Annotated in this window: 10 protein-coding genes; 1 reads left to right on the forward strand and 9 read right to left on the reverse strand. The window is 41.2% G+C overall.

The window, feature by feature from the left end; all coding sequences use genetic code 11:
- Window positions 1-317: 317 nt before the first annotated feature.
- The 9 genes from HRT96_RS09405 to HRT96_RS09445 form a co-directional block, all read right to left on the reverse strand.
- Window positions 318-1,793 (reverse strand): diguanylate cyclase, encoded by a 1,476-nt coding sequence (locus tag HRT96_RS09405; RefSeq protein WP_293155422.1) that lies wholly within the window; start codon window positions 1,791-1,793, stop codon window positions 318-320.
- Window positions 1,794-2,235: 442 nt separating this feature from the next.
- Window positions 2,236-3,171, reverse strand: a complete 936-nt coding sequence (locus HRT96_RS09410) for a DUF5692 family protein (protein WP_293155425.1) — start codon at window positions 3,169-3,171, stop codon at window positions 2,236-2,238.
- Between the two features lie 602 nt (window positions 3,172-3,773).
- Window positions 3,774-4,346, reverse strand: coding sequence for an elongation factor P-like protein YeiP (gene yeiP / locus HRT96_RS09415; RefSeq protein ID WP_006032209.1), 573 nt, complete (start codon window positions 4,344-4,346; stop codon window positions 3,774-3,776).
- 200 nt (window positions 4,347-4,546) lie between these two features.
- Window positions 4,547-5,143 (reverse strand): GNAT family protein, encoded by a 597-nt coding sequence (locus HRT96_RS09420; RefSeq protein WP_293155427.1) that lies wholly within the window; start codon window positions 5,141-5,143, stop codon window positions 4,547-4,549.
- Window positions 5,144-5,330: 187 nt separating this feature from the next.
- Entirely contained in the window at window positions 5,331-5,726 is a 396-nt protein-coding gene (locus tag HRT96_RS09425) for a hypothetical protein (protein WP_293155429.1), read from the reverse strand.
- 6 nt (window positions 5,727-5,732) lie between these two features.
- Entirely contained in the window at window positions 5,733-6,356 is a 624-nt protein-coding gene (locus HRT96_RS09430) for a glutathione S-transferase (RefSeq protein WP_293155431.1), read from the reverse strand.
- A 201-nt stretch (window positions 6,357-6,557) separates the two neighbouring features.
- Window positions 6,558-11,222 (reverse strand): hemagglutinin repeat-containing protein, encoded by a 4,665-nt coding sequence (locus HRT96_RS09435; RefSeq protein WP_293155433.1) that lies wholly within the window; start codon window positions 11,220-11,222, stop codon window positions 6,558-6,560.
- 17 nt (window positions 11,223-11,239) lie between these two features.
- Window positions 11,240-12,898, reverse strand: a complete 1,659-nt coding sequence (locus tag HRT96_RS09440; protein WP_293155435.1) for a ShlB/FhaC/HecB family hemolysin secretion/activation protein — start codon at window positions 12,896-12,898, stop codon at window positions 11,240-11,242.
- Between the two features lie 574 nt (window positions 12,899-13,472).
- Window positions 13,473-13,931 (reverse strand): HPP family protein, encoded by a 459-nt coding sequence (locus HRT96_RS09445; protein ID WP_293155437.1) that lies wholly within the window; start codon window positions 13,929-13,931, stop codon window positions 13,473-13,475.
- 93 nt (window positions 13,932-14,024) lie between these two features.
- On the opposite strand from HRT96_RS09445, the gene HRT96_RS09450 reads away from it, so the two are divergent.
- The gene (locus HRT96_RS09450) at window positions 14,025-14,597 is read left to right on the forward strand and encodes a TetR/AcrR family transcriptional regulator (RefSeq protein ID WP_293155440.1); all 573 of its coding nucleotides are present in this window, start codon (window positions 14,025-14,027) and stop codon (window positions 14,595-14,597) included.
- Window positions 14,598-14,761: the final 164 nt, after the last annotated feature.

Genomic DNA, 14,761 nt, shown 5'->3' on the forward strand with positions numbered 1-14,761 from the left:
TAAATGATTCAGAAGTAAAGATCATTTTTATACAATTTAAAATAATTTATAAACGATATAAATCTTATTTATTCACCTTATTTCATAAGGTTACTGTCATGTTAATATTTATAACGTCATTTTTCCAATACTTGACCCTAAATGAAATACAAATAAAATATAGAAAACAACCAAAGCTCTATTTAAGTAACAATAACGCTCTAAAATATGGTTTAAAAACATCATTAACACTTACTTATAGCTATTTGGTTAATAATAATTAATTCAGCCATCATGGTGTAGATATCGGTCGATAACACAATTTTGTAGCCACTGAATTAGGGTTCCAGTGGGTTACTGCGATTAAAGTCGCCATATAACACACGGTTTTTACCCGCGATCTTGGCTTCATACAAGAGTGCATCGGCTTGCTTCATAATACTTTCGATTGATTTAATCTGATCAATTGATGACGTTGTCACTGCTCCACCAGACATGGTCACGTGAAACTCAATATCTTCACTGTAATGTGGTAAGTGCGCTACCGCTTCACAGATACGTTCAAATATATTAATTTGTTTATTATCTTTGTTATAAGCGATCAATAAACCAAATTCTTCTCCACCGAGACGTAATAATATGTCCTTTTCACGGATTTGTTGCTGAATAACAGTTGCAACTCGGACCAATACGCCATCACCAACCGGGTGACCATACGTATCGTTAACGTGCTTAAAATTATCGAGATCAATAATCATAAAAGAATAATATTGATGGCGTTCTACACTTTTCAGTGCCACCATAAAACCACGGCGATTTAATAAGCCCGTTAGTGGATCATGATGTGATTCAGTGGCTAATTTTTGCGATACCATACGTAAGTTCAAGGTATATAGCACCCAGCCAGCCAGTACAATCGCAATGAAATAGAAAGCGATATCAACAAGACTATTTTTAATTAAATAGGTAAGTTGATCACTCGCTGTATTAGGCATAACTAAACGTAAATCGCTGGGCAAACCATCAAAACTGAGCGGTTCACTGAGTAGTGAATCACCTGGTATCGGCTTCGGATCATTAATAATGTGAAAATCTGAGTCTATTCCGGCAACTAGCTCCTCCCATAAAATATCCATATTAAGCACACCATAGAACTCTTTATTCATAAAAATAGCAATGGAGAAAGTAATAACGTCTTTATTTAAACTAAAATCTGCATACGGTCCCGAAATAAAAATATTATTGCCCAGATTTTCAATACCCACACTGAATACCTTTTGCATATAAGGTCGTGTAAATAGTTTACTTTCAAATTCACTGGGCTTGATTACCAACGCATTATATTTTGGTGAGGTGATCACAAATTTATCCATAGAGATAAAATAAAGACTAATCACATCTTCTGCGCGGCCTGCCAAAAATGTCATCATTGGTGCGATCTTAATGGTCTCAGTGATCTTATCGTGTAATACCGAATTTGGCTCACAACCGGAACCATCACTTACCACTAAAAAATTGGTTTCAAAGTCGTACATTTGCTCCCGACTCGGATTTTTTGATATTTGACAGGTATTATCTTCGGTACGTTTGAAGTTTAAGTTTGCCTCATTCGCTAATGGATTACTTAAGCTGCTCAGTTGTGACATGCCATATTGGATAGCTTGAAGTTGATAGAAAAGCTCACCTAAACGCCCCTCTACCACCTGAAATGATTGTTGAAATTTATCTAGCTGTTTGCTCTCAGAACGGTTGATCTGATAAATAATAATAACACTGATAATAACAACTAAGTAAATAGCAACTCTATATTTCAAAACACACCTGTTCTTAGTATAATTTGGGCTAAGGATAATATACCGATTACATCTCAATGACTATATACAATATAGTATTAATAAGTAATTTAAACATTATGTTACGCTGGCACATAAATTAAAAGCGTAATCTAACGCCTGTTATCACATTACCAACACAAATGAAGAATAAAAACTAATCATAAAGGAATAATTTATTAGACAAAAAAGGCCGCATCAAGCGACCGTTTCATTTATTGGTGAGAATCGTCTTCGTTCAGAGCTTGTCGACCTATGACCAGAATAACCACGCCACTATCGACAATACAAAGATACAAAGATACAAATTAAGTTGAGGTAGATACCTACACGCATCATTTCAGATTGGTTAACCTTGCAGGGGATCACAGTTGGTTCTGTTACCCCCTAAACACACCTTAAATGATCAATCCCAATACTTTAATTAAGTATTTTCTTTAATGACAAGTTTATAAGCGGCTGTGTCTGTATATATTTCATCTTTTAATGGATTCAGTTTAAGTTTACGGATCTTTTTAAACTGGTATACCACAAGTGCAACATTTGCTAGTAGTGCAACCAAACTTACAATGAAGAATGCTTTTGGATCATGCGTAGTTGGCACTGGTGCAATTTTATCTGCGAATTGAGGAACGGACATCACAAACATAATCCACAAGGCTAATGTTGAAGCGCGATGTTGTAGCCAAGCACCTTTCTTGATGATGAATGCAGGAATAGTACAAGAAAGTAGCAGTATAACACCCGCATAGAAAGAATGATCAGAGATACAGTTATAGGTATAAGCGAAGTTCCAGAAATCGTACGCGAGGATCCAAGGCCAGATCATATCAGGCCAGATCATATCCTTAGACTTGTCTTTAGAAATAATAATGCCAGTCCAACCACAGATAGCGACGATGTTAAGTAGCCCTGCGATACCGTTCATGATATTCCAAGATCCAGACATCATCCACAAGTTGTTGATGACTTCGCCATCCCATGCACCAAAGCTGAATACCTGAAAATCACGGAGACAGGCTTCGAAGATATTAATAGCAAGAATAGCGGCCGGGAAGATTAATGCATACTTGTTTTTAGCAAGACGAGGAATAAAACGAATGGCCATAAAACCAAGCGCACCAGCAAGTGCTGAGTATGTTTTAACCCAGTTAAACCAGTTACCGGTACCGTATTCATTACCCGGAGCCGCTGTTGTAGGCCAAACAAAAATTGTCAAGACAACAGGAAGCAGAACAAACATCGCGATCCCACCCCATCGTGTGGTACGAGCAAGTTCATTGAAAGCCATTAAGGTAAAGAGAACGGCAATTGCAATCCCCCAGCCTTCAATGTTTGGCATATTATATAAAAAACCCATAGTGTTTCATTTCCTTAAAATTTTAAAAGAATCAAAGTTGTTTTTACTTAACGTCATTCTGTTTATTAACTGGAAATTCAATTGGCTTGAATATTAGTAACATCAAATCGCTTAATTCGAACAATATAAACTTGGATTTTTTCGCAATTGAGCAACGGCACGTTTTATTTTTAGATAGTGCCAAACTTACTAATCTTAAGTATCGATAATAACCATTAATAGGTAGGTAATTTACACCTATAATCAACGACTTTCAATAATCAAAACTAACAATTGGTGCAATTACTCTAAAAAATATATGAGAATTGTGCTGCGTGACAGCTATAGTCTATATTTCTGACCTATTTTGAAGTGATTTACACTGTAACGAACCATGCTACAGCTAACTTATCGTCAGTGACTCACCATAATAGAAATTGTAAATCACCAAAAAACATTTCCAGAAGTACATTCAAGAAGTGTTGCGGGATTCAAGTAATAAGTGCAGCACGTTGCACCAAGGTAAAGCGGCTCTTTCGATCAGAAACAGATAAATAGTAACAGAAATAAAAAAACCCGTTATCTGCTTTAGATAACGGGTTTTTCGCTAATAGACTAAGCTATTATTTATCTGCACGACTCATGAACTTGTGGTCAGTCGTGTTGATCTTGATTTTTTCGCCGCTAGCTATGTATTCAGGTACTTGTACCGTAAGGCCAGTAGAAAGGATCGCTGGTTTAGTACGCGCACTTGCCGACGCACCTTTAATTGATGGGTCAGTTTCTACAATCACCATTTCAACCGCAGAAGGCAGTTCGATAGATACCGGCTTACCGTCAACGATAAGTACTTGAAGGCCTTGCGTGTCTTCTGTGATGAATAGTAACTCATCAGCAATTGTTGCTTTATCTAGGCTGTAAGGTGTGTAGTCTTCTGTATCCATGAATACATATTCGTCACCGTCAGAGTAAGAGAATATAACTTGGCTACGTGTAAGATCAGCAAGGTTAAGGTTGTCGCTGTCTTTAAATACTACATCAATTTTTGACCCTGTAACGACATCGTACAAGCGCATGCGGTAGATACTGCCACCGGCACGGCCTTGTGGTACTGAGCGCTCGATATCACGGATGATGTATACGCCGTTATTATATTCAACAGCGGTATTCTTTTTAACGTCACTTGCCTTTGGCATTTTAGGTATTCCCTATAATAAATTGTGTATAGAAAATAGCATAAAGGCTAAATCAGACCAAGCACTGCAACAAGGAAGCGCCGACTTCTTCACCATTTTTAACAACTTTATTGTATTACTAAACAAATATCTATTTAAGCATACCTTGGCTCACCGCCTTTTCCATGTTTTCCAAACCAGCGCCTTGGTTAATTATGCATTTACCGATTCATCTTATAATTTAAACTGTGTTTCACCATTGGCCATTCGTGATCAATAATTGAAAATACCACCGTATCGCGGTAGTGACCGTCTTTGTCTTTTTTATGATTACGTAGTACCCCATCCTGTTTCGCCCCTAAACGCGCGATTGCAGCACGTGAAACATGGTTATGCCAATGCGTTCTGAACTCAGCCGCAATCACATTTAACTGTTCAAAAGCATGTTGTAATAACAAGTACTTACATTCTATATTAACATCGGTTTCTTGATGACGTTTTGCATACCAAGTATAACCGATTTCAACACGGTCATTTTCAGGGCTTATTTCACATAAACGTGTCGAGCCGATGATATCGCCCGTTGCATTATCAACAACGACGAAAGGTAATGCGAGACCCAATGAATGATCATTTAATGCTTTTTCAATATACATATCGATTGTTTCAGGCGTTGGTATACTGGTAAACCATAACTCCCACAAGTTGCCATCAGATGCCGCTTCGATCAATGCATCCGCATGCTTTCGCTGCAATGGCATTAACGTCACTATAGTACCAACCAGTTTGGTTTCTTCTAACCAAGTATGATTATCCATGTTTAACAGTTCCTCAGATTGACACAATGACAATACACCTTATAAATGAGATAAAGTAATTTATAAAAATAGAAACAACAACTAAGTACCTATAAATGGGTGCCAGCATACTTTAACATCACTCATCTAATTAATATACTTACGATTTCCGACAGTATTAGAATATTTAAAGTTACGGTCACTATATTTATATAGTTATATGTAACGACTTAAAGTGCGATGACCAGCTCGAATAATAGATAAAATCAATTCGATCTTCTAGGTTATACAATGAAAAGAAATGTAAAAATGGATAGAAGAAAAAGCTTGATTGCACATGGGCGATATAATCATTACGTAATGCTTTGATGGCGGTATTGTTATTGATTAATGCGATGTATTTATTTTTCTGTGCTTGGTGTTCAGGAATAATAGCGTTAAGTATTTGCCCATATTTTGCCGTAAATCCAACGTATTTACGGCAATTTATTACAGTCGAAGAAAAACACAGGCGATAAACACACTGGCGAAATTCCTTTTTAGATTCGAGATGAAATGAAGGTTGCTTTTCGTAGTCTTTAATCACTTCAACCGCAACACTCATTCCACCTTAGACAACAAGCCCAACCGCAGTAACTTGCATAGGCACAAAGCCTTTAAGTTCCTCAACGCGAGATAACCAACGCCTAACATGCGGGTAGTCTTGTAACGATACCCCTCCTTCCGGCGCGTGTGCGATATAGGTATAATTGGCAATATCTGCAATGGTGGGTTGATGTCCCACCAACCAAGGGTGGTGTTCTAAATGCGGATCTAATTGTTTTAACATCGCATGTGCGATGTCTAAGGCTCTTTGGTGATCAAATTTCGCGTGAAAGATGGTAATTAAACGCGCCGTCGCGGGGCCATAAGCAACACTACTCGCAGCAATAGTAAGAAAACCTTGTACTTGGGCGGCGATTACAGGCTCAATTGGCAACCAAGTATGCGCATCATCGTATTTACTGGCGAGGTAAATCAAAATAGCATTGGAGTCTGACAAGGTCACATCACCGTCTTCAATAACAGGCACCTGCCCTGCACTATTTTTTTTCAAAAATGCAGGCTGTTTGTGCTCACCTTTCAACAAGTCGACATCGATAAGTTCGGTTTCCAATCCCAGTAATGATAACAGCAGTTCGACACGATGGGCATGTCCAGATAATGGATGGCGGTATAGTTTTATTGCTGACATGATGTTTTCCCAATTATTATTTATGTATATAAATAATAGCTGGTGCAGAGATAAGTATCCTTAGTCGCACTTACTTAATTGTAACGGTTATCTTTATATCTTCATTGTTCACGGGGATATATCCAATTCAAGTTACAAAAAAGCCATCACCGGAAAATATTCCGACGATGGCTTATGCTGCAGATTTCTGCTTCCTAAACTCTAGCTTTTGTCTTGATTTAGGCTAAAAAATCCGCGTATCATTCTGCCAAGATCGCCACCAAATTTGCCATTTTTCTGGTTTTCTTGCAGTTCCTGAGTGGTTTGATGACGAGTATTTAACGCCACCTTACCCATTTCAGAACTGATATCGCTGCTGGTCAACAGGGTATCGCCAGCGACATTCAGGGTAACCCCCTGCTCACCGGATATTGAACTTGCTTCTGTCACCCTATCACTGTCAGCGTATTCATACACACCCTTGAGTTGGATATCTTTCGCAATGTTCTTCATCACACTGTTTTTATTCGGTACTGCATCGGCCTTTTTCTCAATACCTATTTGCAGACCGACTTTGTAACTGCTGTCATGGGTTAGCTGGCTATCAAGCTGCAACCCACCACCCACATTAGCGGTCACCTGCTGGCCACTTATATTCGCACCAGTGAGTGTGAGCTCTTTCGCGCTGTCAATGTTCACGTCAGTCCCGCTGATGCGGCTATTATCATAATCGAGACTATCCTGTTTTTCATAACCCCCTTTAAGACCTATTGTATCGCCCAGTTTCGACGCTGCTGATGTCATGTCACCGCTGAATTTCAACCCAAAGTTCCAGCCGCTGCCGTGTGTTTTCTCATCTGCACTGGCGATAACAACACCGCCACTTTCTGATTCAATATCAACACGTTGACCTTTAATATGAGTACCTTTAAGCGATACAGCCTGCTCATGTTCAGCCCCCGCTGTCACCGACACATCTCCCTGACTGGTGATCGCGGCACCTGTTTCAGTCATTTGCGTATTCGCCGAGTGACTTAAATCCACGCCAACGCCTAAGCTACCTTTATTTGACGATGATTTTTCGCCCTGGGTGCGGCCACCTCCGATATTAAGGTTACCGGCATAGCTTCCCTTCTCATGACTTTCAGTTGCCGTTGCCGCACTGATATCAACCTGACCGTTAGCCGCAATAGTGACCGAACCGGCTTGCTGATCTGTACTGCCAATCTGACTACCCTGCAGAGTGAGATCTCGACCGGCATTTAATTCAACACCGCCCTGACCATTAAGCTCACTAACAACGCCTTCGGTAGTGCTGTCGACATTATTGGCATAACCGCCTTTGATACTGCCACCCAGATCTTTCGAATTTGGAGTAACACCGACTTTGGCTGTAATCGCCAGATCAAAGTCACGGCCGGTATCTGATGATGAGTTTGTAGCCTGTTCAATAGTCAGATCATTGCCTGCACTGACCTGTGCTTTACCCAGGCCGCCGTCAAAATGAGTGCCCTGATAACTGGCATCCTCTTCAACCTGAATATTGACCCCGTTTTTCGCAGTGAGATGACCCACCTGCGCAGTTTTACTCTGCTGCTGGTGCTGTTTATTACTACCATAACCCTGTGCCCCGACCTTAATATCGTGGCCTGTTGAGGTCGCAACCTGCACAGAACCGCCACCGCTGATCTCACTGCTGTTCACTTCAGTGGTATTAAAGGCTGCTTCACTTTGGTGTTCACGAGCGCGGATCTCAATACTGCCGTCACTGGTTTCATAATCAGTGCCCTGATCATGAAGTTTGTTAGCCACATTGATCTCGATATTACCGGCCTTGATCTGAGTTACCTTGGCCTGAGTGCTGTGACTGTCAGATTGATTATTGGCCACTTTAACAGCAATATCAACGCCCGCCTCCGGCATGGTAAAATCAGCCTTCGCGAGATCTTTGATAGCACCACCGATCTCTTTGATCGCACCAGCGGCTTTTACTACCTTACCAGGGAGATCCTGATCGAGCACAGTATTAACCGCATCACCGACTGTTGTTGCCTGTGACCAGCTTGGTTTACCTTTATTATCGATCAATTCTTTTCCGACACCCACAACATCTGTCACAGCACCTTTAATGGCCTCAGTACTACCTTTGACATCCAACTGAATTAAGGTTTTGATCGCACCTTCAATTGGTTTAGTCACACTGGCATAGTTGGCTTCGACACCGACTTCGACGCCGACATTAAGCTTTTTGTTATTCTCGATCAGCGAATCTTCCGCCGCCAAATTTTCAAGTTCATTAGCACTGACCCGATAAGTACCCGCCACATCATGTTGAGTCCCCTGCTGAGTCACCTTTTCAGTCGCGTGCACGTTCAAGTCACCGGCAACGCTGGTATGGCTAACTTTCGCGATACTCTGGCTTGAATTTGCCTGTTCCTCTGCATAATCGACTTTAACGGCCACTCGACCTTTCTCTAAGCCGCCCGAGAAATATAAACCACCACCGACGGAGGTATTTTCATGATCGGTCACACTTGTGTCTTCACCGGCCAGGAATTCCACGTTTTTCGCGCTGATATTGGCATCGCCAGCGGTTGTGTTCAGATCAGATCCTATCACTGTTACCGTATCTGCCGCGTGCAGATTAACATCACCGCCAGTGACACTTGAACCAACCAACTCAGTACTGGTTAGATCAGTTTTATCACTGTTATGGGTAATTTCAAAGCCGACTTTATACTGTTTGTTGCCGTCTTTTCCGGCATAACCCTTAACGGTGAGCGAGGTTTTTTCCTCTACAACATGCGTCAGATCTACAGCGCCGTCAATATTGATATCACCGTCTGATGTGATATTCAGACTGCCGTTGGTATCGACAGAACTGGCCCGGACATTCACATCCTTACCACTGACGATATCAAGAGAGGTTTCAGCGACGACTTCACTGCCGGAAACCTTATCAATCTGCTGATAACTTTTAGCTGATCGGTTGGTAATATTAAAGATAGTGCCATTGCGGGAGCTATTGCTGTCAGTGCGGGTATTAACGGCGTTGTTAATGTTGATTTCCCCCTCATTGGCATGGATAACGCCACCCTGCTCAGATTTTATCTGGCTTCCGGTGATCTGAACCCCGGCATCTGCAGCTATTATGATCTCGCCACCAGCTTGAAAGACAGAAGCATGGCTATTTTGTTCACTGTGTTTATCACTGTTGTTTGATCCGCCTCCAATGCCGCCCCAGTATTTTTTATTATCCGAATTCAGCTGTTCGGTAACGGTTTGTTGCACACCAGCTGTTAATGTCTGCTCGGTCAGAAATGTTAAATCGTCACCCGCATTGATCTGCGTCGCCTGCGCCTTAATATTGCCACCCGCGATAATTTTAACGGTACCCGCAGTAGAGATCTCACTCGCTGTCAGCGTCTGCTTACTGTCTTTGCTTTCCTGCGTACCTGTCAGCAACTTTGCCGTATGATTTTTGTGATAGGTTTTCTGATTATGGCTATCATCCGCTACCAGACCGTCTAATATAATATCTTGTTGCGATGATAAGCTTATACCATCTTGCGCTATGAGCTGCGCACCACTGACACTCAGATCACCCTGTTCTGAGGTTATTGTAATGTTCTTCGTCGCGTTCAACCGAGTGCCGTGCTGCTGTTCCTGAACATCTTTTTGAGATTTATTCTGCACCCAAGAATAAAACCAACGGTCGTCCGTATGCTCTACCGTTTGCGTTGTTTTCTGACCGTCTAACACGAGACTGCCACCAGTGAGGTTGATCGTGTCACCACTGATATCTGTTGCCGAAATACGATTTTCATGCACGGCTACCAAGGTGATATTTTTCCCCTCGATCTCGGTCTGGATCAGATTTTCATGGGTTTCTTTCTGATTAACATAGATAGCGCCACGGTAGTTTGTATAGTTTTCACCGCCATCTTTGTCGATCTGCTCACTGACGATCTTACCCTTGGCATGCAAAGTATCTGCGGTGAGATTGATGTCGTCACCACGCAGTTTTGCGGCTTCAATGCCCAGATAACCTGCGGCATCAACATCAATGCCCTCACGGGTCGTCAAGCTACCACCAAGATTAACACCACTCCCTGCAGCAGTATTAACAATCTTGATTTTACCGGCCTGCATGCTGCCAAGGTAGTAACTGTCGAGTTCAGAATCCGTAAACGTATCGGCTTTTACCAACTCTGCATCTTTATCCACGATATTTTGACCAGTGATAGCCGTAATACTTTGCTGCGCAGTGATCGCGCCGCGGCTATTGATAGTGGGAGCGATCAGTTGCAGGATCTGATTAGCATACAAACCTGCATTGCCAATGCTCAGCGAGTTTGAGTTATTGGTAGTGCTATAACCGTCAATAGTGCCCCGCTTTACTAACGGTGTGGCGACAGCCAATGTGGTGGTATTGGTATTGATAAAACCACAGCCATCACAGGTAATGCCGTTAGGGTTAGCGAGTACATAATCAGCCGCCATGCCAAAAACTTCCTGCGCCCCCAGCAATAACGAGGGGTTGCGGCTAATAACTTCATTCAAAATAATGGAGGCTGCCTGGCCATGTAAAAAGCCATTAGCCTGCAGTTGACCGGCTAACACGGATTGACCCGCTGACGTTGAATTATTTAACACTGCCCCCGGTGTATTCACATTATAGCTTTGATACTGATTATGGGATAAACCAGAAGCGTTAGGCGCGACAATATTGACAACTAATGCACCGTTCCTGGCTGTACTGACGCCTGGTAAGTGCTGCGAATCACCTGCAGCAACGATACCCGGCGCCGCTATTACTGCCGAAGACGTTAATGCAATAATTAGCGTGATGGTCATTTTACCTGATGCGGAAAGTTTAAAATTCATATATGCTCCATTTAACATTAAAATACTACTGATATACGCCCTAATAGCTGTACATTTTCTTCTGGTACATCACCTTCGGATAATACCCAGCCCTGACTAGCGTCAAGCCCCAGACTGAGCCATTGATAGCTATAATTAATTCCCGCAGACAAACCTATAGCTGTTTGTTGTGCATATAAATGCCCAGCATCTGCACTAATATGTGCGGTAAATATTCCTTCTAGTCCTAGAAATCGATGAGATAACGTATTACGAAGATACCAACCACCGTCGCTTGACAACGATGTGTGACTAAAACCACGCACCGCTGCGGAATCAGATATACTTAGCCACTCAACACCCGGTAAATAATCTGGGCTGTATTGGGTATACCAGAGCGCGTTATATAAATAATTCCGCTCAAACAGACTAAAATATTGATTGAAGTTTACCAATAATTTACCCTTAACAAACTCAGGCTCAGTATCAGAAGCGCTGAACTTATCACGGCTATTGTCAGCCCCGAACCAGGGGAGCCCCTGCTCAACACTTACATTAAAATTAAGCTGACCTGCTGGTAAAATCTGCATATGGCTAATACCTATTTCAGCAACAGTTAACGTCGGGCTGCTGATATCTAGGCGTACCGTCTCAAAATAGTTATCTGCCTGCTTATACGACAACTGGGTAAAGACACTGTCTAGCTGATCTTGATCACGATAAAACACATAATCTGCTTTTATCCCTGCTTGTTGGGTTTTACCGTGTAAAGCAACACGATGAATTTTTAACTGCTGGTTATTCAAATATTCCGAAAAACTGGCAAATCCATTAACCGTAAAATACCCAAATGGCACTGAATACAATAATGAATAACTGCGGTTGTACCTTTCGTCATACTCTGTCAGTGATGAACTGGCACTAAAATTAACAAAATCAGAGAGATTGAATGGGTTATCCAATGTTACGCCAACCCGGGTTATCCATTTACCGGTACTTTCCTGGCCGTAATTATCCATCGATGCTGACAGGTGCCACTGCTTAGAACTGTCATTATGTAATTTGATCCGCGACCCTCCTAGTTTACGCCCGGGAGTGATATCGAGTTGAACCCGATTTGACTGCAGTCTATTTGCCTGATCCAGACCTTGTTCCAGATCCCGCAAATTTAATGGCTGCTCGATTACACCGGGAAATAATTTGGTTAAGTTAAGTCGTAGGCTTGGGTCATCTATACCTTCGACAAATCCTTCTATTATTTGCAACCCTAATCTGCCCTGCTGATCCGGTGGTATAAATTTAACCCGGGTCGTGATGTATCCTCTGCTTACGTATAACAGGGTTATTTCTCTCACCAGCACATTTAGTTGTGTACTGGTAATACAGTATTTAGGAAGCGCTGTTAGCCCACCCAGATCCTGACTCGTAAATAGCGTTATGCCCTGTAAATACACATTCTTAATGGGTAAACATTGAGTTGTATCCGGCAATAAGGGTTTGGTTTCATCCCGAGCCTGTAGTTTGCTGCCATTTAATTGCTGATAACGACCCTGTTCAATTAATTGTTCAATATTGCGCTGATTTGTCTGTAACGCCTGACGCGCGTCATTGACGGGAGAGAGCGTGTTTAGCGCATTTTTTTGAGCACTATAAGCCTGGACACTTATAATGATAGAAAAAACAAATAATAACTGCATGTATGTTCTGCTCAATAATCACCTTCTTTAATTCTTACAATAATCCCAATTAAGAAAATCGAGCTTATTTAATAGAGAGCGACTATTTTCATTAAAAAATTAAATTTTATTAATACAAATGATTATCAATCGTATAAAGTACGTTAATTGACCAACGCGGCCGATTGAATGAACGTGTGACACCTAGATTTTGAAGCGTTCCCTGTAACGTCGCAGTTAGCGATAGACACGGGTGAATACAGCCGTTTATTTCAGACAGGTTTAGGGTTTAGGGCTTATCGTCGACGCGACAGGGCCAAATCGCCATCAGTGTATTAGCCACCAGATCTATGCCTATAAGCATCAGTCATGTGGCTAAAATCCTCGCTTTTGGCTTCATTGGGTTTGCATTTTTTGAACATGCAACTTTACTCATGTATATGATACTTGGCTCAATCATCGGTTGCTGTTTACCATCCAATGATTACTAAGCCTGTTAGCTATAAAATGATTGTTACCGTTATTACATAGCCTTTCACTATCAATCAAAGTACCGTCACAATCAAAAAATAGACATTTTTTTCATGAAATTCCTTTATTTAATACTTTCGAAATACGATATTCTCAATTTATTTAATACCAAACCTAAACAAACAATCACACATGATCCAATCAACACCGGAGTAAATAAAAATGCCCAGCTTTGTCCCGATAACATGATAACCATGGGATTTGCTCCAGCGGGTGGATGAGTTGTATTTGTAAGTAACATAATAGTCACCGCTAAACCTGTCGCAAGAGCCAGTGACCAAGGTTCAACACCAACATATTCAACAAATAACACACCGATAAACGCTGTTAATAAGTGCCCAAGAATAACATTTTTAGGCTGAGCAAGCGGACTTTTAGGTACACCAAATACCAAGACAACAGTAGCGCCAAAGGGCGCCATTAACCACAGTACAGAATTTGTAGCACTACCTAAATAGGCCAAAACACCGATAGTTAGCGTTGCAAAAACACCCGCAATAACCGGAAAAACAAATTTTTTCATATAACCTCCTTTAGTGTAGACCACTCTGTCTACCTAGCGATAGTAGACAGAGTGGTCTACATGTGTCAACATATTTCATAACAGGAGCTATTCATGAATGAAAAAAAATTAGTATTAATTCAAACAGCCTTACAACTTTTTTATAGCAAGGGTGTTAATTCTGTCGGTATTAATGAAATATTGAAGCAGTCTGGCATAGCTAAAAAAACGCTATATAGTCATTTTTCTAGTAAGGATGATCTTGTATTAGCAACTCTTGAATATCGAGATGGTATTTTTAATCAATGGTTTAAGGATATTCTTGATAGTGAAAAGTCTGGCGAAAAATCCATACTTGCACTCTTTTATGGTTTAGACGATTGGTTTAATAACAAGGTGCCAGAGCTTAGCCCATTTAGAGGTTGTTTTTTTATCAATACCGCAGCCGAATACAGCGTAACCGACTCTCCTATACGTCAGTACTGTCGTTCGCATAAACAAGCAATCAGATCATTAATAAAGAACCAACTTAGTTTATTTATAGATAATCCAGAAGACGTAAACGCGCTTACGGACATGATTTTCATGCTTAAAGAAGGGGCTATTGTTTCAGCTTTAGTCGAAGGGAACAAAAACGCAGGAAAGGAATGTATCCCTGCTGTGACTCGATTCCTGAATCTAAAATAGAGCAATGATTGTATTTGCCATTATTACCGCCAAAATCTACAAGGCTAAAGATTATGTGCTAACTAACAGTCGTTCAGCACCCTCCAACGGCGTTGTTGACTAAATCAGGGAACCTTTCGTAAACTTTGTGATCAGATCATTATCACGGATTTTAAAAGGTTCAC

The organism is Moritella sp. (assembly GCF_013215705.1).
Taxonomy (GTDB): domain Bacteria; phylum Pseudomonadota; class Gammaproteobacteria; order Enterobacterales; family Moritellaceae; genus Moritella.

Bases quoted from the DNA above. Each gene is read 5' to 3' on its own strand.
- HRT96_RS09410 (WP_293155425.1), bottom strand. From the start codon at position 3,171: ATGGGTTTTTTATATAATATGCCAAACATTGAAGGCTGGGGGATTGCA.
- yeiP (WP_006032209.1), bottom strand. From the start codon at position 4,346: ATGCCAAAGGCAAGTGACGTTAAAAAGAATACCGCTGTTGAATATAAT.
- HRT96_RS09420 (WP_293155427.1), bottom strand. From the start codon at position 5,143: ATGGATAATCATACTTGGTTAGAAGAAACCAAACTGGTTGGTACTATA.
- HRT96_RS09425 (WP_293155429.1), bottom strand. From the start codon at position 5,726: ATGAGTGTTGCGGTTGAAGTGATTAAAGACTACGAAAAGCAACCTTCA.
- HRT96_RS09430 (WP_293155431.1), bottom strand. From the start codon at position 6,356: ATGTCAGCAATAAAACTATACCGCCATCCATTATCTGGACATGCCCAT.
- HRT96_RS09435 (WP_293155433.1), bottom strand. From the start codon at position 11,222: ATGAATTTTAAACTTTCCGCATCAGGTAAAATGACCATCACGCTAATT.
- HRT96_RS09440 (WP_293155435.1), bottom strand. From the start codon at position 12,898: ATGCAGTTATTATTTGTTTTTTCTATCATTATAAGTGTCCAGGCTTAT.
- HRT96_RS09445 (WP_293155437.1), bottom strand. From the start codon at position 13,931: ATGAAAAAATTTGTTTTTCCGGTTATTGCGGGTGTTTTTGCAACGCTA.
- HRT96_RS09450 (WP_293155440.1), top strand. From the start codon at position 14,025: ATGAATGAAAAAAAATTAGTATTAATTCAAACAGCCTTACAACTTTTT.